Source organism: Ruegeria marisrubri (genome assembly GCF_001507595.1).
GTDB lineage: Bacteria > Pseudomonadota > Alphaproteobacteria > Rhodobacterales > Rhodobacteraceae > Ruegeria > Ruegeria marisrubri.
In genome coordinates, this window is sequence record NZ_LQBQ01000012.1 from 270,985 (window position 1) to 294,324 (window position 23,340).

21 protein-coding genes are annotated in these 23,340 nt (G+C 63.7%); 9 read left to right on the forward strand and 12 right to left on the reverse strand.

The window, feature by feature from the left end:
• Nucleotides 1-3: 3 nt before the first annotated feature.
• Both AVO45_RS08345 and AVO45_RS08350 read left to right on the forward strand, forming a co-directional pair.
• The gene (locus tag AVO45_RS08345; protein ID WP_068345855.1) at nucleotides 4-1,014 is read left to right on the forward strand and encodes a glycosyl transferase family protein; all 1,011 of its coding nucleotides are present in this window, start codon (nucleotides 4-6) and stop codon (nucleotides 1,012-1,014) included.
• Nucleotides 1,011-2,390: a cobyrinic acid a,c-diamide synthase CobB gene (locus AVO45_RS08350; protein WP_068346680.1), complete on the forward strand. Its 1,380-nt coding sequence runs from the start codon at nucleotides 1,011-1,013 to the stop codon at nucleotides 2,388-2,390. The genes AVO45_RS08345 and AVO45_RS08350 overlap by 4 nt, the downstream gene beginning before the upstream one ends.
• Before the next feature lie 49 nt (nucleotides 2,391-2,439).
• On the opposite strand, the gene AVO45_RS08355 is transcribed toward AVO45_RS08350, so the two are convergent.
• The 3 genes from AVO45_RS08355 to apbC form a co-directional block, all read right to left on the reverse strand.
• The gene (locus AVO45_RS08355) at nucleotides 2,440-2,664 is read right to left on the reverse strand and encodes a sulfurtransferase TusA family protein (protein WP_068345856.1); all 225 of its coding nucleotides are present in this window, start codon (nucleotides 2,662-2,664) and stop codon (nucleotides 2,440-2,442) included.
• Between the two features lie 44 nt (nucleotides 2,665-2,708).
• Nucleotides 2,709-3,212 (reverse strand): sulfur carrier protein DsrE2, encoded by a 504-nt coding sequence (dsrE2, locus tag AVO45_RS08360; RefSeq protein WP_068346682.1) that lies wholly within the window; start codon nucleotides 3,210-3,212, stop codon nucleotides 2,709-2,711.
• A 117-nt stretch (nucleotides 3,213-3,329) separates the two neighbouring features.
• A complete protein-coding gene (apbC, locus tag AVO45_RS08365; protein WP_068345859.1) occupies nucleotides 3,330-4,430 on the reverse strand; it encodes an iron-sulfur cluster carrier protein ApbC in 1,101 nt (366 codons plus the stop codon).
• A gap of 293 nt (nucleotides 4,431-4,723) precedes the next feature.
• Between apbC and AVO45_RS08370 the strand changes: the two genes are divergently transcribed.
• The 3 genes from AVO45_RS08370 to AVO45_RS08380 all read left to right on the forward strand — a co-directional run bounded on the left by AVO45_RS08370 (nucleotide 4,724) and on the right by AVO45_RS08380 (nucleotide 8,191).
• On the forward strand, nucleotides 4,724-5,629 hold the full coding sequence (locus AVO45_RS08370) for a complex I NDUFA9 subunit family protein (RefSeq protein WP_068345861.1): 906 nt from the start codon (nucleotides 4,724-4,726) through the stop codon (nucleotides 5,627-5,629).
• Nucleotides 5,630-5,744: 115 nt separating this feature from the next.
• Entirely contained in the window at nucleotides 5,745-7,301 is a 1,557-nt protein-coding gene (locus AVO45_RS08375) for a trimethylamine methyltransferase family protein (RefSeq protein WP_068345864.1), read from the forward strand.
• A 155-nt stretch (nucleotides 7,302-7,456) separates the two neighbouring features.
• Nucleotides 7,457-8,191, forward strand: coding sequence for an SDR family NAD(P)-dependent oxidoreductase (locus AVO45_RS08380; RefSeq protein WP_068345865.1), 735 nt, complete (start codon nucleotides 7,457-7,459; stop codon nucleotides 8,189-8,191).
• A 15-nt stretch (nucleotides 8,192-8,206) separates the two neighbouring features.
• Here the strand turns inward: AVO45_RS08380 and AVO45_RS08385 are convergent, their stop codons facing one another.
• From AVO45_RS08385 to AVO45_RS08400, 4 genes are read right to left on the reverse strand one after another with little or no spacing between them, the layout of a single operon-like run.
• A complete protein-coding gene (locus AVO45_RS08385; RefSeq protein ID WP_068345867.1) occupies nucleotides 8,207-9,547 on the reverse strand; it encodes an NAD(P)/FAD-dependent oxidoreductase in 1,341 nt (446 codons plus the stop codon).
• Nucleotides 9,544-11,040, reverse strand: coding sequence for an aldehyde dehydrogenase (locus tag AVO45_RS08390; RefSeq protein WP_068345869.1), 1,497 nt, complete (start codon nucleotides 11,038-11,040; stop codon nucleotides 9,544-9,546). The genes AVO45_RS08385 and AVO45_RS08390 overlap by 4 nt, the downstream gene beginning before the upstream one ends.
• Nucleotides 11,041-11,045: 5 nt before the next feature.
• Nucleotides 11,046-11,963, reverse strand: a complete 918-nt coding sequence (locus AVO45_RS08395; protein WP_068345871.1) for a dihydrodipicolinate synthase family protein — start codon at nucleotides 11,961-11,963, stop codon at nucleotides 11,046-11,048.
• Nucleotides 11,964-11,970: 7 nt separating this feature from the next.
• Nucleotides 11,971-12,681: a GntR family transcriptional regulator gene (locus AVO45_RS08400; protein WP_068345873.1), complete on the reverse strand. Its 711-nt coding sequence runs from the start codon at nucleotides 12,679-12,681 to the stop codon at nucleotides 11,971-11,973.
• A 325-nt stretch (nucleotides 12,682-13,006) separates the two neighbouring features.
• On the opposite strand from AVO45_RS08400, the gene AVO45_RS08405 reads away from it, so the two are divergent.
• The 3 genes from AVO45_RS08405 to AVO45_RS08415 all read left to right on the forward strand — a co-directional run bounded on the left by AVO45_RS08405 (nucleotide 13,007) and on the right by AVO45_RS08415 (nucleotide 16,165).
• Nucleotides 13,007-13,957, forward strand: coding sequence for a GlxA family transcriptional regulator (locus AVO45_RS08405; RefSeq protein ID WP_068345875.1), 951 nt, complete (start codon nucleotides 13,007-13,009; stop codon nucleotides 13,955-13,957).
• Between the two features lie 256 nt (nucleotides 13,958-14,213).
• Nucleotides 14,214-15,758: an aldehyde dehydrogenase gene (adh, locus tag AVO45_RS08410; RefSeq protein ID WP_068345876.1), complete on the forward strand. Its 1,545-nt coding sequence runs from the start codon at nucleotides 14,214-14,216 to the stop codon at nucleotides 15,756-15,758.
• 77 nt (nucleotides 15,759-15,835) lie between these two features.
• Nucleotides 15,836-16,165 (forward strand): DUF779 domain-containing protein, encoded by a 330-nt coding sequence (locus AVO45_RS08415; RefSeq protein ID WP_240482100.1) that lies wholly within the window; start codon nucleotides 15,836-15,838, stop codon nucleotides 16,163-16,165.
• Here AVO45_RS08415 and AVO45_RS08420 read toward each other — a convergent pair.
• The 4 genes from AVO45_RS08420 to AVO45_RS08435 form a co-directional block, all read right to left on the reverse strand.
• A complete protein-coding gene (locus tag AVO45_RS08420; RefSeq protein WP_068345879.1) occupies nucleotides 16,162-18,363 on the reverse strand; it encodes a hybrid sensor histidine kinase/response regulator in 2,202 nt (733 codons plus the stop codon). The genes AVO45_RS08415 and AVO45_RS08420 overlap by 4 nt on opposite strands.
• Nucleotides 18,364-18,366: 3 nt before the next feature.
• Entirely contained in the window at nucleotides 18,367-19,536 is a 1,170-nt protein-coding gene (locus AVO45_RS08425; RefSeq protein WP_068345880.1) for an FIST N-terminal domain-containing protein, read from the reverse strand.
• A 31-nt stretch (nucleotides 19,537-19,567) separates the two neighbouring features.
• Nucleotides 19,568-20,266 carry a response regulator gene (locus AVO45_RS08430; RefSeq protein WP_068345881.1) on the reverse strand — a complete coding sequence of 233 codons (699 nt, stop codon included), beginning with the start codon at nucleotides 20,264-20,266 and terminating at the stop codon, nucleotides 19,568-19,570.
• A 135-nt stretch (nucleotides 20,267-20,401) separates the two neighbouring features.
• Nucleotides 20,402-22,168 carry a PQQ-dependent methanol/ethanol family dehydrogenase gene (locus tag AVO45_RS08435; RefSeq protein ID WP_068345883.1) on the reverse strand — a complete coding sequence of 589 codons (1,767 nt, stop codon included), beginning with the start codon at nucleotides 22,166-22,168 and terminating at the stop codon, nucleotides 20,402-20,404.
• 177 nt (nucleotides 22,169-22,345) lie between these two features.
• Between AVO45_RS08435 and AVO45_RS08440 the strand changes: the two genes are divergently transcribed.
• Nucleotides 22,346-22,900, forward strand: coding sequence for a hypothetical protein (locus AVO45_RS08440; RefSeq protein ID WP_068345884.1), 555 nt, complete (start codon nucleotides 22,346-22,348; stop codon nucleotides 22,898-22,900).
• 21 nt (nucleotides 22,901-22,921) lie between these two features.
• On the opposite strand, the gene AVO45_RS08445 is transcribed toward AVO45_RS08440, so the two are convergent.
• The gene (locus tag AVO45_RS08445; protein ID WP_068345885.1) at nucleotides 22,922-23,332 is read right to left on the reverse strand and encodes a c-type cytochrome; all 411 of its coding nucleotides are present in this window, start codon (nucleotides 23,330-23,332) and stop codon (nucleotides 22,922-22,924) included.
• Between the last annotated feature and the right edge of the window lie 8 nt (nucleotides 23,333-23,340).

The window sequence follows — 23,340 nt, forward strand, 5'->3', positions numbered from 1 at the left end:
CGGATGCATCACGAACCCCATCCCTTCGCGAAATTCGTGGCGATCCTTGCCCGGGGCAAGACCAAGCAGCGCCACTTGACGCTTGAGGAGTCCGAAGAGGCGATCGGGATGATCCTGCGCGGCGAGGCGTTGCCGGAACAGATCGGTGCTTTCCTGATGCTTCTGCGCCTGAAAGAGGAGGCGCCTGAAGAGATCGCAGGCTTCACGCTGGGCACGCGCGCCACGATGGATATTCCATCCGACCTGCCGCCGGTGGATATCGACTGGTCGTCCTATGCAGGAAAGCGGATTCAGCTGCCTTGGTATATCCTGAGCGTTCTGGCCCTGGTGAACGCGGGATATTCGGTGTTCATGCACGGGACCGAGGGCCATACCCCCGGCCGGGTCTATACGCGTGAAGTTCTGGAGCGGCTGGGCTTTCCGGTCGCGGGAAGTCTTGAAGAGGCCGCTTCGCAAATCCGGGCCCGCCGGTTCGCCTATGTCCCGCTGGAGGTTCTGAGCCCGACCCTGCGCCACCTGATCGAGCTGCGCCCGATCTTCGGGCTGCGCTCGCCGGTGCATTCCTTCTCGCGCATGCTGAACCCGTTCACCGCGGAAACCATGATGCTGGGAATTTTCCATCGCGGCTTCATGGACATTCACGCAGGCGCGGCGCGCCTGTTGAACCAGCCGCGCATGGCCGTGTTCCGGGGCGAGGGCGGAGAGATCGAGCGCCGCCCCAACAAGCCCACGCAGGTCTGGATGACCCAAGGGGATGCCGAGCCGGTTGTCGAAAACTGGCCCGCACTGTTGCCTGATCCCCGTCAGCCCGCTGACGAGGTGATGGATATCGGCGGGCTCGAACGCTTTTGGCACGGGGATCTGGAGGATGCCTATGCCGAGGCCTCCGTCGTCGGCACGATCGCGGTGACGCTGCGGGCCATGGGCAAGGCGGCATCCATTGAGGAGGCGGAAACGAAGGCGCGTGACCTGTGGGCGGCGCGCGACCCTCGTTTCCTGTCGGCTGCGGCATGAGCGGCTATCCCAGATTCATGATCGCCGGGGCGCACAAGTCGTCGGGCAAGACGGTTGTCTCGACCGGGCTGGCCGCGGCGTTGCGCGGGGCCGGGGAGGACGTGCAGACCTTCAAGAAGGGGCCTGACTACATCGACCCGATGTGGCTGGCAGCGGCCTCGGGTCGGCCTTGCTACAATCTGGATTTCAACGCGATGGAACGCGACATCATCGCGCCGTTCTTTGCGTCGCGGGCCGGGGCACTGTCGCTTGTCGAGGCCAACAAGGGGCTTTACGACGGGATGAACCCGGATGGTGAGGACTCGAATGCCGAGCTGGCCAAGCTGCTGAACCTGCCGGTCGTGCTGGTCATCGACACGCGGGGGATGACGCGGGGAATTGCGCCGCTGCTGGTGGGCTATCGCACCTTCGATCCCGACGTTCGCATTGCCGGGCTGATCCTGAACCAGGTGGGCGGGCAGCGGCACGAGAGCAAGCTGCGCCGCGCGGTCGAGACCTATACCGACATCCCCGTCGTGGGCAGCATCTGGCGCAACCCTGAGCTTGAGATCGGCGAGCGCCACCTCGGGCTGACCACGCCGGCCGAGTCCGGGCGGCTGGACGAGATCATCGCGACTTTCGCGGATGTCGTCGGCAGCTCGGTGGAACTGGAGCGGATACGCGCAATCGCCCGCGAGGCGCCGGGCCTCGACCCCGCTCCGATGCCGCGCACAGCGCCCGAGCCGGTCGGGTTCGGGCTGCGCATCGGTCTGATCCGGGATGCGGCGTTCGGGTTCTATTACCCCGACGATCTGGAGGCCTTTGAAGCCGCCGGAGCGACGTTGGTGCCCATCGACGCGATGAAGGACCAGCATCTGCCGGATATCGACGGCCTGTTCATCGGCGGCGGGTTCCCCGAAATGCACATGCAGGCCCTGTCATCCAATGAAAAACTGCGAAAGGCGCTGGCCAGGGCCTTGTCGGCCGGTCTGCCCTGCTATGCCGAATGCGGGGGGCTGATGTATCTGTGCGAAAGCCTGAGCTGGAGAGGGCAGACCCGTGACATGGTGGGCCTGATCCCCGGCAGGGCGGTCATGCACGAACGGCCACAGGGGCGTGGCTACGTGGCTTTCGAAAGCCTCGCTGCCCATCCATGGGCCTTGTCGGGAGAGCCCGTGACCGCGCATGAGTTCCACTATGCCCGTATCGAAGGCCTGCCCCCGGATACGGTATTCACCCGCAGGATGACCCGCGGAACGGGCATTTCGGGGGGCATGGATGGAATAAGAGTGGCAAATACCGTCGCCGGTTTCTGCCACCTGCGGAATACCTGCTGCATTCCCTGGGTGACGGAATTCCTGTCCTTCGTCAGGCGCTGCAAATCAGTGGCAGCATGAAAAAAACCCGCCCTGACGGACGGGTCGAAACCTTGATCGTGAAGCCCGATCAGGTGCGCTTGATCTCGAACTTGTAGACGTCGCCCTCGGTGCTCGAACTCAGCAGTTCGTTGCCCGTCTGCTTGCAGAAGGCGGCGAAGTCGGCAACCGATCCGGGGTCGGTCGCGCGCACCTCGAGCACTTCGCCAGCGGCGAGGCTCTTGAGCATTTTCTTTGCCTTGATGATCGGCAGCGGGCAGTTCAGCCCTTCGGCGTTCAGTACATGGTCAGCCACGTTTTCAGCTCCTCTCCAAAAATTCTCTGTCTGGCCGTGTGGGTTCAGATGAACAGGTTGATGTCGGATTTCAGCGCCTTTTCCATGTAGGTCGCCGCGCCGCCCAACTCGATCCCGTCGATCATGTCGTCGGTGGAATATTCGAACAGGTCCATCGTCATCTGGCAGGCGATCAGCTTGACATCACTTTCGACGGCGACCTCGCGCAGTTCCTCGATCGTGGCGACGCCCTTCTTTTTCATGAGATTTTTCATCATGCCGCCGGCCATGTGGCCCACACCCGGCAACATCGCCATCATGTTCGGCATGGCGATGTGACCGCCCATCATCGGCATCTCCATCGCGGCGTTGCCAAGGGGCGTGAATTTCAGGTTCAGGTCCTTTTTCAGGAGCGGCAGACCGTAGAACGTGAAGAACATCGTCACGTCCACATCCATCGCCGCCGCGGTGGTCCCCAGGATGAACGGCGGATATGCCCAGTCAAGTGACCCCTTGGTCACGATGATCGACATGCTCTTGGCATTTTCCAGTTCCGTATTGTCCAGCATCATCGTCCCTCCCAGCTGATGAAATGCTGCTTTTGTTATATAAGGATTTTTGAATAAAAGATAGTCCTCATACCGGATATCCGTTCATTCAACATGCCTTTTGGGCTTTGTCCCGTTTCAGTCTTCGTCCTCTTCGGGGAACAGGCGCGAGGCGATGTTCAGGGCGATCTTGCGATAGGCGGCGGCGTGCGGGCTGTCCGGGTTCGCAACCACCACCGGGGTGCCTTCATCCGAGGTTTCGCGGATCTCCATGTGCAGAGGAATCGCGCCAAGGAAAGGGACACCAAGCTTGCGCGCATCTGCTTCGGCCCCGCCATGGCCAAAGATGTTCGAGGGCTTGCCGCAATGCGGGCAGATGAATACCGACATGTTCTCGATGATGCCAAAGATCGGCACGTCAACATTCTTGAACATTTTCAGCCCCTTGCGGGCGTCGATCAGGGCCAGGTCCTGCGGTGTCGAGACGATCACGGCGCCCTGAAGCGGCACCTGCTGCGCCATGGTCAGCTGCGCGTCCCCGGTGCCGGGCGGCATGTCGAGCACCAGCACGTCCAGCTCGCCCCAGTCCACCTCGCGGGACATCTGCATCAGGGCGGTGACGATCATCGGCCCGCGCCAGATCACCGGGTTGTCCTCTTCCATGAGAAAGCCCATGGACATGGTCTTGATGCCGTATTTCTCGATCGGGATGACCCGGTCGTCGCGGATTTCCGGCCGGTCGGTGATGTTGAGAAGACGCGGCAAGGAGGGGCCGTAGATATCGGCATCCAGCAAGCCGGTTTTCAGGCCAAGCGACCGCAGCGCGAGGGCGAGGTTCACCGCCGTGGTCGATTTGCCCACGCCGCCCTTGCCCGAGGCGACGGCGATGATCGTCTTGATGCCCGGAATGGCCGCGCTCATCGGGCGCATGTCGCGTCCCGGCGCCTCGGTCGGGCGCTTCTTGAGCCTTGGCGGTTCCGGCGGAGGCGGGGAAGGGCGCTCGGCTGTCATCACCACCAGCAGATTTTCGATCTCGTCGAGCCCGCTCAGGCGCTCTTCGATCTGGCCCTTCAGATCGTCCAGGTCCGTTTCCAGCCTTTCCGGCAGGTTGACCGAGACCACGACACGACCGCCGTCAATGGCGATGTCGTTTTCGGTGACCATGCCCGAAGATACGAGATCCATTCGAGCGCCTTGCGGCACGATCGTGGACAGCCGCGCCAGTATGATCTTTTTCATGTCGAAACCTGCCTTCTCCAAACCCATTCAGAAATCTTAATGTGACTTGGGCGGAACTCCAAGAGGGGATAGTGGGGGCACGCCTTTTCGGGGCCTGCAAAACGCAAAGCCCGGTATTTTCCGAGCCCGGCATCGCGCTAGATTTTCGGCAAGGTCCTCGGAGCGTCGTCGAGCGAATGACCGTGCGGGCGCTGCTTGCAGCACGCCAGGTACCAGCGGACCGTCTGCCGCTCGTTCGTCCGACGTCGGTATGGCAGCATGAGAATAGACTGGCCGAAAGGAGCGTAAAGAGCGTGAGCAAGCCGGAAACCGACAGGAGGGTGATCGTTCTGGGTGGAACCGGATTTCTTGGCAGCCGGGTCGTGAAGGAACTGCGAAGTCGGGGGTTTCCCGTCCGTATCGCGACACGGTTTCCGGAAAAATTGTCCCGCGAGGTCAGCGAGCTGGGCGAAGATGTCGGTGTTGTCAGGAGCGACCTGCGGGACCCGGACGTTCTGAAGCGTGCCTTTGAGGATGCCAGCGCCGTGGTCAACTGCGTCGGTCTCTATGTCGAAACCCGCACGGACAGTTTCCGCGACGTCCACGTGGACGGGGCGCGCGCCGTCGCCGAAGCAGCGGGAACCCTGGGCGTCAGCAACCTGATCCAGATTTCCGGCATCGCGGCAGAGCCGGAGTCGCCGTCATCCTATGTGCGTGCGCGGGCCGAAGGCGAGGATGCGGTACGCCGTGCCTTTCCCGCCGCGACCATTCTGCGCCCCAGCGCCATGTTCAGCCGGAGCGGCGCCTTTTTCGGCGATCTGGACGCAATCGTCCGGTCTCTGCCGGTCGTTCCGCTTTTCGGCGATGGAAGCACCCGGTTGCAGCCGGTCCATGTCGGGGACGTGGCCAAGGCGGTGGCGGTGACATCGGGACGGGCCGGCCGCGGCGAGGTGTTCGAACTGGGCGGGCCCGATATCTTTACCTACAAGGAGATTTTGCAGCGGCTGGCCCGGCGGGCCGGCAGGCGGAGGGTCTTTCTGCCGGTGCCATTCTGGCTGTGGTGGTCGCTTGCCCGTGCGATGAGCGTGTTGCCGAACCCGCCCGTCACGCCGGCACAAGTCGCCCTCATGCAACGGGACAACGTGGTCGGAGACGACGTGGCGACCTTTTCCGATCTCTCGATCACACCCCAATCGGCCATTGCGTTGGGGCTTGTCTGATTGGGGGCGACCGACCGAATGGCCGCCATGTCGCTTCCTGCAAGCCGATTTCGGTTTCCTGCAAGTGAACCTCCTGCCGGACGGGAAGAATTGTTCCGAAAAGGAGATCACAGACATGCCCCAGCAAGCCACCGCTACCCGATCCCGTTCCGGCGGCCGCGCCGCGCGGCGCGCGGTTCGCACCGCGCCCGTGTTCGAGATGTTGCCCGGCCTGACCCGCAACATCCCGCTGTGCGAAGTGATGGACGGCAGTCAGGTCGAACGTATCGACAACGCCTCGATGGACATTCTGGAGAATGTCGGCGTTCAGTTCCGCGACCCCATCGCGCTGGAGGACTGGAAAAGGGCAGGGGCCAAGGTCGAGGGCGAGCTGGTCTATCTGGACCGCGGCCTGGTGCGCGAGCTGATCGCCACCATCCCGTCGGATTTCACCTATCACGCCCGCGACCCGAAAAAGAACGTGCGGCTGGGCGGGCCGCACGCGATCTTCGTGCCGATGACCGGGGCACCGTTTTTGCGCGATCTGGATGACGTGCGGCGCAACCCGACGCTGGACGACCTTGCGATGTTCCACAAGCTCAGCCACATGATGCCGGCGCTGCATTCCAGTGCCCATCACATCGTCGAGCCCTACGATCACCCGATCAGCCAGCGGCATCTGCGCATCACCTATTCGTCGATGAAACATTCGGACAAGACCTTCATGGGCATGACCACCTCGCCCAGAAACGCCGAGGACGTGATGGAGATGTGCGCCATCCTCTTCGGCGAGGCGTTCATGGAGGATCACCCGGTCACCACCGGCAACTGCAACGGCAACTCGCCGCTGGTCTGGGACGAGACCATGCTGGGGGCGATGCGCGCCTTCTGCCGCCGCAACCAGCCGGTGCTGTGCTCGCCCTTCGTGCTGGGCGGGGCCAACACGCCCGCCAGCGTTCCCGCCACCGTCGCCCAGTTGAACGCCGAGGCGCTGAGCGCGCTGGCCTATACGCAGGTGATCCGGCGCGGCTGTCCGGCGATCTATGGGCATTACCTGTCGACCGTCAGCATGAAATCCGGCGCGCCGATGGCGGGCACGCCCGAGATCAGCCTGATGAACTTCATGATCGGCCAGATGGCGCGGCACTATGGTGTGCCCTGGCGCAGCTCAAACACGCTGGGTGGGGCCAAGACCTTCGACGCGCAGGCGGGATACGAATCCGCCACCACGCTGTCGGCGGTGATCCATGCCGGGGCCAACTACATCTGGCATTCGGCGGGCTGGAACGAGGCCGGGATGCATTGTTCGGTCGCCAAGTTCGTGGTCGATGCCGAGCAATGCGCCATGGCCCATCGCATGGCCGAGGGGCCGAAATGGGACGATTTCGATCAGGCCGTCGCGGCGGTGTCGGATATCGGCCCGGGCGGGCATTACCTGGGCCATCCACACACGCAGGACAATTTCCAAGAGGCGTTCTTCATGCCGGAACTGTTCGACAACAACTCGATCGAGCAATGGGTGGCAGAGGGCGAGGTGGAAATCACCGAGCGCGCGCTACGCCATGCCAAAAAGCTGCTGTCGGACTACGAAGAACCCAGGCTGGACCCGGCCAAGGACGAGGCGCTGCGCGACTATATCGCCCGCCGCGAACGGGAGATCCCGGCAGCCGACGAGTTGAACCAGAGTTACTGACACTCCCCCCCTGGCTCGCCCGAAAACGGGCGAGCCATTTTTTTGCCGGCAAGCCAGCCAAGAAAAATGACCGATGTGGTGATTTTTCTGGCCTCTGACACGGCGCGCCATATCTGTGGTATACTGGTCGAGGTCAACGGAGGCAAACCGGTGTCATGAGACGGTTCGACGGCAAGGTTGCTTTGGTTACCGGTGGCCGTTCGGGGATTGGACGGGCCATCGCCCGCCGCTTGCGTGACGAAGGGGCCCGTGTCTTCTCAGCCCAGCGTGGCGCGGATGCCGAATTTCCCAGCATCGCTGCCGATTTCGCCGATCCCGAAAGCCCCGCGCATGTGGTCGGCGAGTTGATGGCGCGGGCGGGGCGTCTGGACGTTCTGGTCAACAATGCCGGCATGATGCAGGAGGCCCGGGTCGAGGACATGTCGGTCGAGGACTGGCAGCGCAACCTGACCGTCAACCTGACCACGCCCTTCCTGATGATCCGGGCCGCGCTGCCGCATCTGCGGGAAACAAGGGGCTGTATCGTCAATACCGGCTCGATCGAAGGGCTGAGTGCGAGTCCCGGTCGCGCCGCCTATTGCGCGACGAAGGCGGGGCTGCACGCCCTGACCCGCGCGGTGGCGGTGGATCACGGCCCCGAAGGCATCCGTTGCAACGCGGTGGCGCCGGGCTGGATCGACACCGAGCTCAATCTCGAGCGTATCAAGAACATGCCCGACCCCGAAACCTTCCGCGGCAATATCGGCCGTATCCACCCGACGGGCCGGACCGGCACGCCCGAAGAGGTCGCGGCCGTCGTGGCCTTTCTGGCCTCGGAGGATGCGGAATTCGTCACGGGGCAGGTCTATGTGGTCGATGGCGGGCGCATGGCCAAGCTGAGCCTGCCCTGAGCGGCGGCGCGCGGTTCATTCCTGGCGCGCGCGCCATTCCTTCCAGCGCAGCACCGCGTTTGCGCCGATCTGCCGGAACGGCTGCGGCGGCAGACGGCGGGGGCGGTCTTCGGCGGTGAAATGGCGGGTGATCGCCGAGGTCTCGCCGCAGGCCAGTTCCGCCGCGCCGATGCCGGTCAGCGTGCCCCGGGCGGTGCCCAGCCCGTTCTGGACGCAGCCGGAGAACACACCATCGTCGATCTGCCGCATCACCGCGACGCCGTTGAGGCTGAGGCAGAGGTGGCCGGCCCAGGCATATTGCATCTTCATCCCCGCCAGTTGCGGGAAACGCTGATCGAACTTGCGCTGCATCACCCGCGCGGCCCGGTCCAGACCGGATTGCGAAGGGGTCATTCCGGGAATGAGCTCGGCACAGGTGCGGGTGATGATCCGGTTGCCGCCCTGACCGCCGTCGATCCGGCGCATGGTGGTGCCCATCGGGTCGGATGGCGTGATGCCCCAGCGCGATTGACCGCCCAGCCGGCGCAGCGCCTCGGCATCCAGTTCGGGCGTCATCGTGGCAAAGAGGAACAGCTGCATCAGCCTGCCGCGCTCGACGCCGAAGCTTTCCAGGTGGCCGTTCGTCGTGACGATGATGCGGTCGGTGCTCACGCGGCCCTGCGGGGTGGAGACCTGCCAGCCGCCGCCCTGCCGGTGGAATTCGGTGACGGGGCTGTTTTCATAGATTTCGACTCCGCTGTCGCGCAGCCCCCGGCCCAGCCCGCGGACATAGCCCGCCGGTTGCAGCATCACGGTGCCCGGCGTGTAGAGGCCGGAGATGTAGTGCGAACTGCCGGTCAGATCCCGCATCTGCTGCCGGTCCAGCAGTTCCGACGCCTCGCCGAGGCTGTCGAGATGGCGGGCATAACTCAGATTGTGGGCATGGGCCCTGTCGCTGGCCGCACCGTTTACCTTTCCGACAGGGTCGAAGAAGTTCCGGTCTATGCCATAGTCCTCGACCGCCGCGCGGGCAAAGGCGATGGCCTGGCGGTTCAGGCCGATCAGCGCCCGGTCGTCCCCGGCCCCGGCATAGTCGTCCGAGGCCAGGTCATGCGGCAGGTCGATCATGAAACCCGAATTGCGCCCCGAGGCGCCTTGGGCCAGCGCCCCGGCCTCGAGCACCACGATGCGGGCGGTGGGCTGCAACTGGCGCAACCGGCGCGCCGCCGACAGGCCGGCGAACCCGGCCCCGATCACGGTGAAATCGGCGGTCAGGTCGCCGCTCAGCGCCGGGCCGGGCGTGTAGGGGCCGAGGATCTCGGCCCATCCCGCCGCGCCGCGATGCACCGGCAGGCGTTTGGCGGCATAGCTGGTCACTCCACGGCCTCGTCCGCGTCGTCGCTCAGGTCGATCCAGATGGTCTTGAGCTGGGTGTACTGGTCATGCGCATGTACCGAGTTGTCACGCCCGCCGAAACCCGACTGCTTGTAGCCGCCGAAGGGCGTGGTGATGTCGCCCTCGCCAAAGCTGTTGACCGTCACGGTCCCGGCGCGCAGGGCGCGGGCGCCGCGGATCGCGCGTTTCGCGTTGGCGGTGAAGATCGAAGCGCAGAGCCCGTATTCGGTATCGTTCGCGATGCGGATCGCCTCGTCGAAGCCGCCGACCTCGATCACCGAGAGCACCGGGCCGAAGATCTCTTCGCGTGCCAGGCGGTGATCGTTGCCGGGCAGTTCGACCACGGTGGCCTCGACGAACCCGTCCCTGGCGGTGCCGCCCAGGACGATGTTTTCGGCATCCTCCAGATAGCCGCAGACCTTGTCGAAATGCGCCTTGCTGACCAGCGCGCCCATGCGGGTCTCGGGGTCGAGCGGGTCGCCGACGTTCCACTGGCGGGCATGGGCGGCGACGCGGTCCAGCAGCTCGGCCTTGATGGCGCGATGCACGATCAGGCGCGAGCTGGCCGAGCAATTCTCGCCCATGTTCCAGAAAGCGCCGTTGACGATGTGCTGCGCCACGCGGTCGAGGTTTTCCGCGTCATCCATGACGATGGCCGGGTTCTTGCCGCCCATCTCCAGCACCACTTCCTTGGCGTTGCTCTCGGCTGCGTAGGTGAGGAAACGCTTGCCGGTCACGGTCGAGCCGGTGAAAGAGACCATGTCGATATCCATGTGCCGCCCGATCGGTTCGCCCACCTCGGCGCCGCCGCCGGGCACCACGTTCAGCACGCCGCGGGGCAGGCCGGCCTCCATTGCCAGTTCCGCCACCCGCAGGGCGGTCAGCGTGGTCTCGGCGGCCGGTTTCACCACCACCGAGCAGCCCGCCGCCAGTGCCGGGCCGATCTTCCACGCCAGCATCAGCAGGGGGAAGTTCCACGGCAGCACCAGCCCCACGACGCCGATCGGTTCGCGCACCACCATCGCGATGTGGTCGTCCGAGGCGGGCGAGACCTGATCGTAGATCTTGTCGATCGCCTCGGCATGCCATTTCAGGCAGTGGATGGTTTCCGGCACGTCCACGGTTTCGCAGTCGAAGATGGGCTTGCCGCTGTCGAGGCTCTCCATCACCGCCAGTTCGCGGGCGTTGCGCTTCATCAGCTTGGCCAGCCGGATCAGAACGTCCTTGCGGTCGGACGGGTGCATCCGCGACCAGCGGCCATCCTCGAAGGCCTCGCGCGCCTTGGCGACGGCGAAATCCACGTCCTCGGATCCGCAGGCGGCGATCTCGGCCAGTTTCTCGCCCGTGGCCGGGTTGACGCTGGTGAAGGTCCTGCCCGAGGCGGCCGGGCGGAAGCTGCCGTCGATGAAGGCGTTGACCGGCAGGGTCAGGTTGGCCGCGATGGCGCGGTATTCGTCTTGTGTCAGCAGATCCATTGCCCTTACCCCTCTGCCTGAATGTCCGAGATGGTGCGTTTGAGCACCCCGATCACCTGTTCCAGCGCCCGTTTGTCATCCTTGTTCAACCCTTTCAGCGGCGGGCGCATCGGGCCGGCGTCGATGCCGTTCAGGGTGACGCCGTGCTTGATGCACTGGATGAACTTGCCGCCCTGCTCCAGCACCCGCATCAGGGGCATCATCGCCGACATGATGCGGCGGCCCTTGTCGAAATCGCCTTCGACCGCGCAGGCGGTGTAGAGCGCGATATGTTCCGCGGGCAGGAAGTTCGAGCCTCCGCAGACCCAGCTGCGCGCGCCCCAGGCGAAGAATTCCAGCGCCTGGTCGTCCATGCCGCAGGACATCTGGATATGCGGATAGTCGCGCGCCAGCAGGTGCACCCGGTTGATGTCGCCCGAGCTTTCCTTGATGGCGCAGATGTTGCGCGAGCGGCCGACGCGGTCGAGGAATTCCTCGCCCATGTGCACGCCCATCCGGCCCGGGTAGTTGTAAAGCATCACCGGCAGGCTCGCCGCCTTGTCGATGGCCAGCGCGTTCAGCGCGTTTTCGCGCTCGGTCGGCACCGAATAGGGCGGGGTGGCCAGCAGGATCGCATCGGCGCCCAGATCCCGCGCGCCGGTGGCCAGCGCGATGGAATCGGGGGTCATCATGGCGCCGGTGCCGACGACAAGCGGCACCCGCCCCTTGGCCTGCTGGCGGGTGAACTTCGCGACTTCCAGCCGTTCGCCGACCGTCTGGGCATAGTTCTCGCCCGTCGAGCCGCCCGAGATCAGGCCGTGGACGCCGGCGCCGATGAGATATTCGATCTGGTCGGCCAGCGCGTCCCAATTGACGCTTCCGTCGTCGTGAAAGGGCGTCACGACCGGGGTGTAGATCCCTTCGAACTGGAAAATCGGGGTCATCTCTTCCTCATGCTGGGGTTTTTCGCGATATCGACCCAAGCTGCATGTCCAGCCCGGCGGGCATGACGAACAGCTCGATCTGGTCGCGCGAGAGGTTCCAATGGTCGATGGCCAGTTGCGCCGCCGCAGCTTCGTCGCCCGCCTCGATGGCGGCGATGATCGCGTCATGCTGCTGGCTGGCCTCGGCCACGTTTTCCGCCATTTGCGCGTCCCGCGGGCGATAGAAGGTCATGCTGATGCGGGCGTGGTCGATCAGCAGGCGCTGGAACGAGGGCGCAAGATAGATGTTGTCGGCCATCTCTCCGGTGATCTCGTGAAAACGGTTGTTGGCCAGCGCCCTGTCGGCGCCCGAGCCCGAGCGCAGCGCCGCCTTGAAGTCCTCTTGGGCGGCATTGAGCGCCTCGATCTGTTCCGGGCGGGCGTTCTGTGCCGCCAGCTTCATGACCGCGCCATACACCATCGGGGCGGCAAGGAAGAAATCGCGCAGGGTGGTGTGCGACATCTCGCTGACGCGCGCGCCGCGGTTTTCCCGCAGATCGACATAGCCTTCGCCGGCCAGCTGCCGCAGAACCTCGCGCAGCGGGGTGCGGGACAGGGAAAACTCCTCGGAAAGCCTCGATTCGTCGAGGTCGTCGCCGGGGCGCAGTTCCAGCGTCATGATCGCCGTCTTCAGGTGACCATACAGCTCTGACTTCCTGCTTTTCGAGGTGTCTTTCATTCGTTTCTCCAATCGTTGCAGCCGAACATTCCGGGGCAGGGTGCCATTGGGGGAATGCGCGGCGCAACAGGTTTGCGCAATTTGTGTTATATGAAAATACAAATTGTGCACAAGAAAAAAATATGCAGTATGCGAAAAAAGTTCCGGTAGGAAGGGGTTGGTCAATGAGACGAATGAACCGGGCGTTTGCCGACTGCGCCGCCCATGGCGGCCGGCTTGACGGTGCCCCGGGCCGCGGCCGAAAAATTTTGGATAGCCCAACGCCGGGGGCTTGCACGGCATTGCCCGCGCAGTTCACCTCGGGCCAGAGCGCAGTGAGCCAGCCATGACGGATACCCAGCACTTCGTCTTTGTTCTGATCGAGGAGTTTTCGCACCTCGCCTTTTCCTGCGCGGTCGAGCCGCTGCGCATCGCCAATCTGGTCAGCGGGCAGGACCTGTACAAATGGTCCTTCGTTTCGGAAAACGGCGAGACGGCGGTCTGCTCGAACGGGTCGGTGACGCTGGTGCATGGCGGTCTGGACGAGATCCCGAAATGCGACCAGATATTCGCGCTGTCGGGCATCCACATGCGCAACCATGTCACCAGGCCACTCCTGGCCGCGCTGCGGCGCGAGAGGGCGCGCGGCACGCCGGTCGGGGCGCTGTGTTCGGGGGCCTGGGTGCTGGCCGAGGCCGGTTTCCTGGACGGGATGCAGGCGGCGATCCACTGGGAATACCACGACAGTTTCATGGAGAACTTCCCCGAAGTGAACCTGGTGCGCAGCGTCTTCGTGGCCGATGAAAAGCACATGACCGCCTCGGGCGGGACGGCCACGGCGGACCTGATGCTGCACCTGATCGAACGCGATCACGGCTATGACCTGTCGGTCGCGGTGGCCGACCAGATGGTCTATAACGCGGTCCGCAACGCAACCGCCGAGCAGCGGGTGTCATTGCAGTCGCGCAACGGGATGCGCAATCCGCATATGGCCAAGGCGATCCAGCGGATGCACGACACGATCGAAAACCCGGTCTCGCCCGCTGAAATCGCCGCCGAGATCGGCATTTCCACGCGCCAGCTGGAACGGTTGTTCGGGAAATACCTGAACACCTCGCCCAAGAAATACTTCATGGAAATGCGTCTGGAGCGCGCCCGCAACCTGCTGATCCAGACCGAAGCCTCGGTGACGGACGTGGCCATGGCCTGCGGTTTTGAAAGCCCCGGCCATTTCACCCGCGTCTATCGCGCGAGTTTCGGCGTGACACCGGCCTTGCAGCGCAGCCGGATCACCTGAGAGCCGGCCTGCAAGCCTCGGAATTTTATGCTTTTTGCCTGTTTGAAAAATGGCGCCGGGCAAAACGCTTGCAAAGATTTCAGGGCACTCTTCTTTGCGTGAGAGGCAGACTTTGGTCGAACAGACCAAGGTCCAATACACGCGTTCAGACCGCCCTCATATGGTGAGCCCAGCACCGGCCCCAAGGCCTGAACAAAGGGATTAGGACCATGGGGCTCGCTACGTTTTTTGATCTCTTATCAAGGGGAGGAATGGCATGAACATTCAGAATTCCGTGCAGGTCAGCGCCGCACTGGACACGTCACATCTGGGCGTCGAGTTCCCGTTCAAGGCGCGCTATGGCAACTTCATCAACGGCCAGTTCGTCGAGCCGAAATCGGGTCAGTATTTCGAGAACACCACGCCCATCACCGGCGAAGTGATCTGCGAGGTTGCCCGCTCGAACGCCGACGACATCGAGGCGGCGCTGGACGCGGCCCATGCGGCATTCCCGGCATGGGGCAAGACCTCGACCACCGAGCGCGCCAACCTGCTGCTGAAGATCGCCGACATCATGGAGGCCAACACCCAGTTGCTCGCCGCGGCCGAGACGCTGGACAACGGCAAGCCGATCCGCGAATCCATCGCCGCCGACCTGGCGCTGTGCGTCGATCACTGGCGTTACTTCGCTGGCTGCATCCGCGCCGAAGAGGGGCATATCTCGGAAATCGACGCCGACACCTATGCCTATCACATTCCCGAGCCGCTGGGCGTGGTGGGGCAGATCATCCCGTGGAACTTCCCGCTGCTGATGGCGGTGTGGAAACTGGCGCCGGCGCTGGCGGCCGGCAACTGCGTCGTGCTGAAGCCGGCCGAGCAGACCCCGGCCTCGATCATGGTCCTGGCCGAGCTGATCGCCGACGTGCTGCCTGCAGGCGTTCTCAACATCGTCAACGGGTTCGGCCTTGAGGCGGGTAAGCCGCTGGCTTCGTCGAACCGCATCGCCAAGATCGCCTTTACCGGTGAAACCACCACCGGCCGGCTGATCATGCAATATGCCAGCCAGAACCTGATCCCGGTGACGCTGGAACTGGGCGGCAAGTCGCCGAACATCTTCTTCGAAGACGTGATGAATGCCGACGACGCCTATTTCGACAAGTGTCTGGAAGGCTTCACCATGTTCGCGCTGAACCAGGGCGAGGTCTGCACCTGCCCCAGCCGGGCGCTGATCCAGGAATCGATCTATGACGATTTCATCGCCCGTGCGCTCGAGCGGGTGAAGGCCGTCAAGCAGGGCAACCCGCTGGCGATGGAGACCATGATCGGCGCGCAGGCCTCGACCGAGCAGAAGGAAAAGATCGCCTCGTACCTGCAACTGGGCAAGGACGAAGGCGCCGAGCTGCTGACGGGCGGGAACGTGTCTGAACTGAGCGGTCTGGAGGGCGGCAACTATATCGAGCCGACCGTGTTCAAGGGCCACAACAAGATGCGCATCTTCCAGGAAGAGATCTTTGGCCCGGTCCTGTCGGTCACGACCTTCAAGGACGATGCCGAGGCGCTGGAGATCGCCAACGACACGCTTTACGGCCTTGGCGCCGGGGTCTGGACCCGCGACACCAACCGCGCCTTCCGTTTCGGCCGCGAGATTCAGGCCGGACGGGTCTGGACCAACTGCTATCACGCCTATCCGGCCCACGCGGCCTTTGGCGGCTACAAGCAGTCGGGCATCGGCCGTGAGACGCACAAGATGATGCTGGATCATTATCGCCAGACCAAGAACCTGCTGGTCAGCTACAGCCCGAACGCGCTGGGCTTCTTCTGAGGCAGCAATGGCAGACGGCCCCGTTCTCCTCCGGGGCCGTCACTTTTCCCGCAGAGGCAACACCGATGTCAGACACCATGACCGTCACTGCCACCCAGGCGGCGCTGGACCTGATCGAAGAGCTGAAGGGCCGGTTCGGGCCGGACCTGCTGTTCCACCAGTCCGGTGGATGTTGCGACGGCTCGGCGCCGATGTGTTTCCAGCAGGGCGACTACATCGTCGGGGACAGCGACGTGCAGGTAGGCGAAATCGGCGGCGTGCCTTTCTACATGAACGCCGACCAGTACGCGCGTTGGCGGCACACCGACCTGATCATCGACGCGATCGAGGGCATCGGCGGGATGTTCTCGCTGGAAAATGGCAGCGGGCGGCGGTTCCTGACCCGTTCGGATGTCTGCATCCGCTAGCCAGCCAGGGCGCCTTCGATGAAGCTGCGCAGTTCGGCAGGGTCAATGGGCTTGTGGATCAGGGACGTGCCCTGTTTTTCGCAGGCTCCCTGCAGATCCGGCGACCGGTTCGCCGTGACAAGACAAGCCGGGATCGGGCCGTGGTCGTTGCGCAAGGCGGTGATGACATCGGTGCCCAACACGCCTTCGTCCAGCTGGTAATCCGCGATGATGACATCGGGCGCGATGTCGACCTCGCGCAGAATGTCCTCGGCTTCGGACTGGTTGGCGCAGGGCAGCACGTCCAGACCCCAGTTCTCCATCGTGATCGTCATGGCGGATCGCAACGCTTCGTCATTTTCGACCAGAAGCGCGATATGGTGTTCGAGCGGAACCCCGTTGGTTGTCGCGCCGTCGCGCGGCTTGCGCAGTGGCACGACGTTGCTGCGCGGCAATTCGATGGCGAAACAGGTGCCACGGCCCGGCTGCGAGGAAAGATGCAGCGGGTGTTTCAGCAGGCGGCAGGCGCGCTCGACGATCGCGAGACCCAGCCCCAGCCCTTCGTTCGGGGTCGCCGAGGCGCTCAGGCGCTGGAACTCTTCGAAAACCCTTTCCTGCTGGTCCTCGGGGATGCCGGGGCCGGTGTCCCAGATCTCGACCCGAACATAGGATTTCCGGTGCCGCACCCCGACCAGAACCTTGCCGCTGTCGGTATAGCGGATCGCGTTCGAGGCGAGGTTCTGCAGGATGCGGCGCAGGTATGACGCGTCGCTTTCGACATGGGCATCGCAGCAGACCATTCGGAAATCCAGGCCTTTCTTGAGGGCCAGCGGCTTCAGCTCGTCATTGAGCTGATTGAGCATGTCCTTGAGAGAGATCGAGGACAGGTCCACCGTGGCGCGCCCGGAATCCAGTTTCGAGATGTCGAGAAGGGCGCCGAGGATCTTCTCGACGCTGACGAGGGCATTTCCCGCCTTCGACAGGCGCTCGGCCAGTTCCGGATCTTCCAGATCGTTTTCCAGCGACGCCACGAAAAGTTTCGCCGCCGACAGGGGCTGCAGCAGGTCGTGGCTGGCTGCCGCGACGAAGCGGGATTTCGAGGCATTGGCCCGTTCCGCTTCGGCCAGCGCGTCCTCGAGTTCCAGCGTGCGTTCGGCGACGCGCTGTTCCAGCGTTTCATTGGCCTGGCTGATGGTGCGTACCGCCGCGCGTTCCGCCGAGACATCGGTAAAGCTGATCACGAAGCCGCGGTCCGGCATCTGCTGGGCAAAGGCCGCCAGCGTGCGGTCCACGCCGATTTCGATTTCGAAGGACAAGGGCGCGCGCTTGGCCTTGCTGGCCACCCAGGCCTCGACATCTTCGGGGCCGGTATCGCCGCGGAACCGCACATTGTCGCGCACGCGATCGTAGAGCGACAGGAACGGCGTGCCCAGCCGGAAATGGTTGGCCTGAATCGACAGCAGCTCGCCGGCGCGCCGGTTCCAGCCGACCAGCCGGTTCTGGTCGTCGAAGATGCAGACCCCCTGGTTGAGATGTTCCAGCGTGGCCCGGATCAGCCGGGCCTGATCGTCCAGAAGCCGCTCGCGCTCCTGCCGTTCCAGCCGCATCATGTCGGTGATGTCGGTCTGCAGGATCACGGTGCCGCCGTCGGGTGTGCGGTGCTCGCTGACCTGGAGCCAGTGGCGGCCTGCGATGCGGGCATTGAACACCGCGTGATTGTCCTTGTGCCGCGCCATGCGGAAGGCGGCCCAGGCCTCGGGCGTTTCCCCGTCGGGCAGGGTCAGGTAGGGGCTGGTGGACACCAGATGGACGTAATCCTCGAACCGAAGACCCGGTTTGAACTGGTGGTAGATGTCCAGCATGTGCTTGCAGAACCGGCTGTTGCACATGACCAGCCTGTCCTGCGCGTCGAACAGGGCAAACCCCTCCTGCACGGTTTCGATCGCGTTGGTCAGGTTCGAGCGGGCGGCTTCGGTCTCGGCATTGGCCTGCGCCAGCTTGGCGTTGGATTCATTGAGCAGGTCCAGCGCCTTTTCCAGCGCCGCCGTCCGCGCCCGAACCTCTTCTTCGAGCATCACGGCGCGCTGGAACTGGGCATATGCCGCCCCCGACGCCTCGGTGCCCTGTTCGGCCCGGCGCATCAGGGTATCGGCGATCTTCAACAGTTTTTCGTTCTGCCGCTCAAGCGTGTCCCGCGGGTCGATGAGTTCGTGGGGCATGGCTCAGCCCTCGGCCGGAGGATAGATCGCGACGCCGGTCAGGGTCTGGTTGACATGCATCGAATTGATCTGTTCGCCATAGGTCGAAAACCCGATCACCCGGTTCTGAGTCAGGATGCGCGAGATGTCTCCGGTCTGCTGTTTCTGTTGTGCTTCCAACCGGCGCAGGATGCAGTCGCAGGCTAGAATGACCTCGGGTTGCTCGGGTTGGGCCAGATTGTGCATCTCGCGCGTCAGGTGCGAGACCATGTTTTCCGGCTCGGCCAAGGTCAGGACCACGCCCTCGTCGATGGCCGAGAAGAACACGAGGTCTCCGTTCTCGGCGACCCGCTGGATGGCGCGCACATGGTGCTGGTCGCCTATGCGGACCACGACAGGGTGCGCGGCGAAGGTAAAGCCGGTCAGTTGCTCGGGATCCTTGCCCAGCACGCGGGCATATTCACGGGCGGCAGGCTCGGCGTTGATCTCGTGGACGATGCGCCGGGCCGGGTCCGCGCCTGTCACCACCATGCGCTTTTCGGCCGGAACGAGGTGGTCGGTCTTGAATACCTTGATCGGGCACTTGGTCCGAACCTGGATGAGAACGGCGGCGTTGGAATGGGCGCGCCCCCCGTGAAGGACATAGGTCGTTCCGAAATCGGTGCCGTCCCCGGCGGAGCCACCGAAGAAGGGCACCGGCCCCAGTCCGGCCGAGAGCTGCGAGGTCAGCAGATCCTCTTTGGTGGAAAGCCCGTCGATCAGCAGGAAGGTGAAATCGGATATCCATCCGGGCGTTTCCGCCGCCATGTGATTGCGGTTGCGGATCATCCGTTCGATCAGCCCATAGGGCTCGAACGCATCGAGATCGTCGATCAGGATCGTCCGGGTGTGAAAGTGCGACACCGGAAAGCCCACGGCGACGATCTGCCCTTCGACATAGCCGGTTTCACCGATTTCACCGGCGGTGGTGCATCCGACCACCTGGGCCGGCGCAAAGGTGCGCTGGGCCTCGTCGATCAGCCGTGACACATCCGTTTGCGGGGACAGGAACAGAACCACCAGAGACAGATCGCCCGGTTTCAGAGCCCCGGCAAGTTGCGTCACCGCATCTTCCGCCTGGCAATCAACACTGCCCGACCGCACCAGATGCGCGGTCTCGATTGCTTCGCCGGACGGACCACGGAAATGGTCCATCGCAAAATCCTCCCTTTCGTCCCCCGCGAGATTACGCGGGTGGCGTCTTGTCGTGCAATACGTTTGCGAAACTTGTCTGCTTGGCGATCAGCACCGCCTGCGTGCGGCTTTGCACGCCGAGTTTGCGCATGATCGCCGTGACATGCGCCTTTACGGTGGTTTCCGCAATCGACAGGTCATAGGCGATCTGCTTGTTGAGTTTCCCCTCGCAGATCAGTTGCAGGATGCGGGCCTGCTGGTTGGTCAGGGTGCCAAGCCGCATGAGGGCGTCATCCTTGTCCTCGGTCTCGGCCTCTTCCAGCAGAACATAGCCGGTCGGGATGAAGGTTTCGCCCCTCTGCAACACCTCCAGCGCCTTGTGGAACACGTCGCGCTGGCTGTGTTTGGGAATGAACCCTGACGCCCCGGCGTGGATGGCCGAGCTGATGATGCGGTTGTCGGCCATCGACGACACGACGATGATCGGGCTTTTCGTGGCGTTGCGCAGCCGCAGCAGACCGTCGAGCCCGTTCACGTCCGGCAGGTTCAGATCCAGCACCACCAGGTCGATCGGCGCCCCTTGGGCGATCAGGTCCAGCGCGTCCTGCAGGGTCGGCGCCGTGTGCATGCTGTTGATGGAAGAAACCGCCTGCAACGTCATCGACAGGGCGTCGCAAAACAGGGGGTGATCGTCGACGATCAGCGCCGACTGGAACTTGGTGTCATGCGGCATGTCCGTCACAGGGCGCATTCATGGTCCGTTCTGTTGCCTCTGTCATCCAGCCTAGCAAAACCGGCGACACGCGGCATATACGCCTATAGTCGTATAGCAGAAAACGCGCGCCCCGAAAGACGCGCGTTTCACGATGTTCAGGCGATGCGCCGATCAGTCGGCCGAGGCCAGCTGCTTGGGCAGTTTGAAGGTCCAGAGCGTGCCGCCCTGGTTCAGATAGTTGACCTTCTTGGCCACTTCGCCGCCCCAGAGCGGAACCGCGCCGCCCCAGCCGGAAATGATCGAGATATATTGCTCGCCGTCCATTTCCCAGGTGATCGGCTGGCCCACGATGCCCGAACCGGTCTGGAACGACCACAGGACTTCGCCGGTCTCGTCGTCAAAGGCGATGAACTTGCCTTCGGGCGTACCGGTGAACACGAGGCCGCCGGCGGTGGTCATCACGCCGCCCCAGAGCGGTGCGTCGTTCTTGTATTCCCACTTGATCTCGCCGGTATCCGGATCGATCGCCTTGAGGCTGCCGATGTGGTCTTCGTAGTTGGGCTTGATGGTGAAGCCCGCACCCAGATAGGCCGCGCCCTTCTTGTAGGTGATCGGCTCGTTCCAGATGTCCATGCCCCATTCGTTGGAAGGCACGTAGAAGTTGCCGGTGCGCTGGCTGAAGGCCATCGGCATCCAGTTCTTGCCGCCAAGGAACGAGGGCGAGGCAAAGATGACTTCACCCTTCTTGCCGTCTGCCGCATCCGCCGGGTTGCCGGGGCGGTTTTCCTCGACAAAGATCGGGCGGCCGTTCTCGTCAATGCCCTCGGCCCAGGAGATGTCCTTGACGAAGGGGGTGGCCGAGACGAATGCGCCGTCTTCGCGGTTCAGCACGTAGAAGAAGCCGTTTCGGTCGGCCGTGGCGAAGCGCTTGTTGCCCTCGCGGTCGGTATAGGCCACGACCTCGTTCACGCCGTCATAGTCCCAGCCCTCGCGCGGGGTGGTCTGGAAGTGCCACTTGATCTCGCCGTTCTCGGGGTCGATGCCGAGGCGGCTGGCCGCATAGAGGTTGTCGCCGGCGTTGCCTTCGGTCGGGGTGCCGGCATTGCGCAGATGGCTGTTCCACGGCGCGGGGTTGCCGGCGCCAAAGACCAGCGTATCGGTTTCGACGTCATACGAGCCGCCGAGCCAGGTAGCGCCGCCGCCGGTCTTCCACATGTCGCCCGGCCAGGTCGCGTTCAGCGTGCCGGTCATGGTCGACTCTTCGCCCTTGTAGGTGCCCATGTGGCCTTCGATGACGGGGCGGGTCCAGACCAGTTCGCCGGTCTCGGCGTCACGCGCCTGCACCTCGCCGACGATGCCGAACTCGCCGCCCGAATTGCCGGTGATGACAAGCCCGTTCACGATCAGCGGCGCGGCCGTGTAGGAGTAGCCGGCCTTGTAATCGGCGATCTTCTTGTTCCAGACCACGTCGCCGGTCTTGCGGTTCAGCGCCACGATACGGGCGTCCAGCGTTCCGAAATAGATGTTGTCGCCGTAAAGCGCGGCGCCACGGTTGATCACGTCGCAGCAGGGCAGGATGCCTTCGGGCAGGCGGGCGTCATACTGCCAGAGCTCTTCGCCGGTCTTCACGTCGATCGCATAGAGGCGCGAATACGAGCCGGTGATATACATCACCCCGTCATAGACCAGCGGCTGGGTTTCCTGGCCGCGCTGCTTTTCGCCGCCCAGCGAGAAGGCCCAGGCCGGCACCAGGTTCTTGACGTTGTCCTTGTTGAGAATGTCCAGCGGGCTGTAGCGTTGGAGATGTCGCCCCATGCCGTTGGTGACCACCTGGTTGGTGATGGTTTGATCGTTTTTCAGGTCATCTTCGGTCACGCCGGCGTAGCTTGCGCCAGCCACCATGACGCCTGCGACGACCGCACTAATGAAGCGATTCATGTGGGCTCCTCCCATCAGTCACTGTTATCATGCCAGGGCCCGTTCGTTCGGGTTACCGGCCGAGCGTATTATCGGAAACCGGTGCCTGCGGCGGTATTGCACAATGGTCGTAGGTTGAAAGCCGGGCCTGGGAGCTACTGTTTTTCGCAGAGCGCGCATCCGGAAAAGGGAAAGAACATGGCCAACCTGCTGAAAACAATGGCGACCGCCGGTGCCCTGTGGTCTTCGACCTTGTGGGCCGATCCTCTGGCGGGAACGAAAACGGTCTGGTTGGTCGATGGCGAGGGGCGGCGCACCGAGATCGCGACGGTGACTTTCTCGCCCGGCGGCGAGGAGACAGGCTATGCGATCGACTGGAACGAAGATGTTTTTTCGGATCACTTTCTGTCGATGCGGCCGTTCAAATGCCTGGAAGGCCCTGACAAGCACTGGTGCCATGTGCCTTACCCCTACGACATCCGGCGCCAGGTCAGCCCCGATGACCTGACCGATCTGGAATACGATTTCCTGTTTCTGTGGAAGGGCGCCTCGGAATACGGCATCAACATGTGGAACGGGGTCTATTACAGGCTGGAAGCCAGCGGCGACCGTTTGACCGGGCGGCTGCACGAGCTTGACATGGACCTGCTGTCGGCGCCGCCCGCGCCGGGGACTCTGCGGCCGCTTTCCGAGGGCGACCTGCACGAGGCAGACCCCGACAGCCATTGGCTGCCGAGGCTGCTGATCGAGTAAGCCGGGGAGATGGGGAATTGCTTACTCGGAAACCTTTGAGCCGTCGCGCGTGGTGATCGAGGCCAGGTAGGCGAGGATGAAATCCTGCACGGTGCGGTCGGTGATGCCGACATGGCGCATCTTGGTGCCGGGCATGAAACCGTCATTGTCCTCCATCCAGGCGCGCAGCGCGGCCGGCGTCCAGACGATGCCCGAGGCCTCGAGCGCGACGGAATAGTCATAGTTCGGATAGCTGCCCGCGGCGCGGCCGACGATGTTTTCGAGCGGAGGCCCATAGCTGGGATCGGTCGAGTCGTCGGCGTGGCAGCGGCGGCACTTTGCGTCGTAAAGGGTCTGGCCCGCGTCCACCTTGATGTTTTCGTAGATGCTCTCGCTGGCGGCCGGAAGGGCCGGGCCCAGGGCGAGGAAGATGGCAGCGATGATCCGATTCATGTCGTCCT

Excerpts from the sequence above, each read along its gene's own strand:
- adh (WP_068345876.1), top strand. The coding sequence starts at position 14,214 with ATGAACATTCAGAATTCCGTGCAGGTCAGCGCCGCACTGGACACGTCA.
- AVO45_RS08375 (WP_068345864.1), top strand. The coding sequence starts at position 5,745 with ATGCCCCAGCAAGCCACCGCTACCCGATCCCGTTCCGGCGGCCGCGCC.
- apbC (WP_068345859.1), bottom strand. The coding sequence starts at position 4,430 with ATGAAAAAGATCATACTGGCGCGGCTGTCCACGATCGTGCCGCAAGGC.
- AVO45_RS08425 (WP_068345880.1), bottom strand. The coding sequence starts at position 19,536 with ATGGACCATTTCCGTGGTCCGTCCGGCGAAGCAATCGAGACCGCGCAT.
- AVO45_RS08380 (WP_068345865.1), top strand. The coding sequence starts at position 7,457 with ATGAGACGGTTCGACGGCAAGGTTGCTTTGGTTACCGGTGGCCGTTCG.
- AVO45_RS08440 (WP_068345884.1), top strand. The coding sequence starts at position 22,346 with ATGGCCAACCTGCTGAAAACAATGGCGACCGCCGGTGCCCTGTGGTCT.
- AVO45_RS08390 (WP_068345869.1), bottom strand. The coding sequence starts at position 11,040 with ATGGATCTGCTGACACAAGACGAATACCGCGCCATCGCGGCCAACCTG.
- AVO45_RS08395 (WP_068345871.1), bottom strand. The coding sequence starts at position 11,963 with ATGACCCCGATTTTCCAGTTCGAAGGGATCTACACCCCGGTCGTGACG.
- AVO45_RS08400 (WP_068345873.1), bottom strand. The coding sequence starts at position 12,681 with ATGAAAGACACCTCGAAAAGCAGGAAGTCAGAGCTGTATGGTCACCTG.
- AVO45_RS08445 (WP_068345885.1), bottom strand. The coding sequence starts at position 23,332 with ATGAATCGGATCATCGCTGCCATCTTCCTCGCCCTGGGCCCGGCCCTT.
- dsrE2 (WP_068346682.1), bottom strand. The coding sequence starts at position 3,212 with ATGCTGGACAATACGGAACTGGAAAATGCCAAGAGCATGTCGATCATC.
- AVO45_RS08435 (WP_068345883.1), bottom strand. The coding sequence starts at position 22,168 with ATGAATCGCTTCATTAGTGCGGTCGTCGCAGGCGTCATGGTGGCTGGC.
- AVO45_RS08430 (WP_068345881.1), bottom strand. The coding sequence starts at position 20,266 with ATGCGCCCTGTGACGGACATGCCGCATGACACCAAGTTCCAGTCGGCG.
- AVO45_RS08350 (WP_068346680.1), top strand. The coding sequence starts at position 1,011 with ATGAGCGGCTATCCCAGATTCATGATCGCCGGGGCGCACAAGTCGTCG.
- AVO45_RS08405 (WP_068345875.1), top strand. The coding sequence starts at position 13,007 with ATGACGGATACCCAGCACTTCGTCTTTGTTCTGATCGAGGAGTTTTCG.
- AVO45_RS08415 (WP_240482100.1), top strand. The coding sequence starts at position 15,836 with ATGACCGTCACTGCCACCCAGGCGGCGCTGGACCTGATCGAAGAGCTG.
- AVO45_RS08420 (WP_068345879.1), bottom strand. The coding sequence starts at position 18,363 with ATGCCCCACGAACTCATCGACCCGCGGGACACGCTTGAGCGGCAGAAC.
- AVO45_RS08345 (WP_068345855.1), top strand. The coding sequence starts at position 4 with ATGCATCACGAACCCCATCCCTTCGCGAAATTCGTGGCGATCCTTGCC.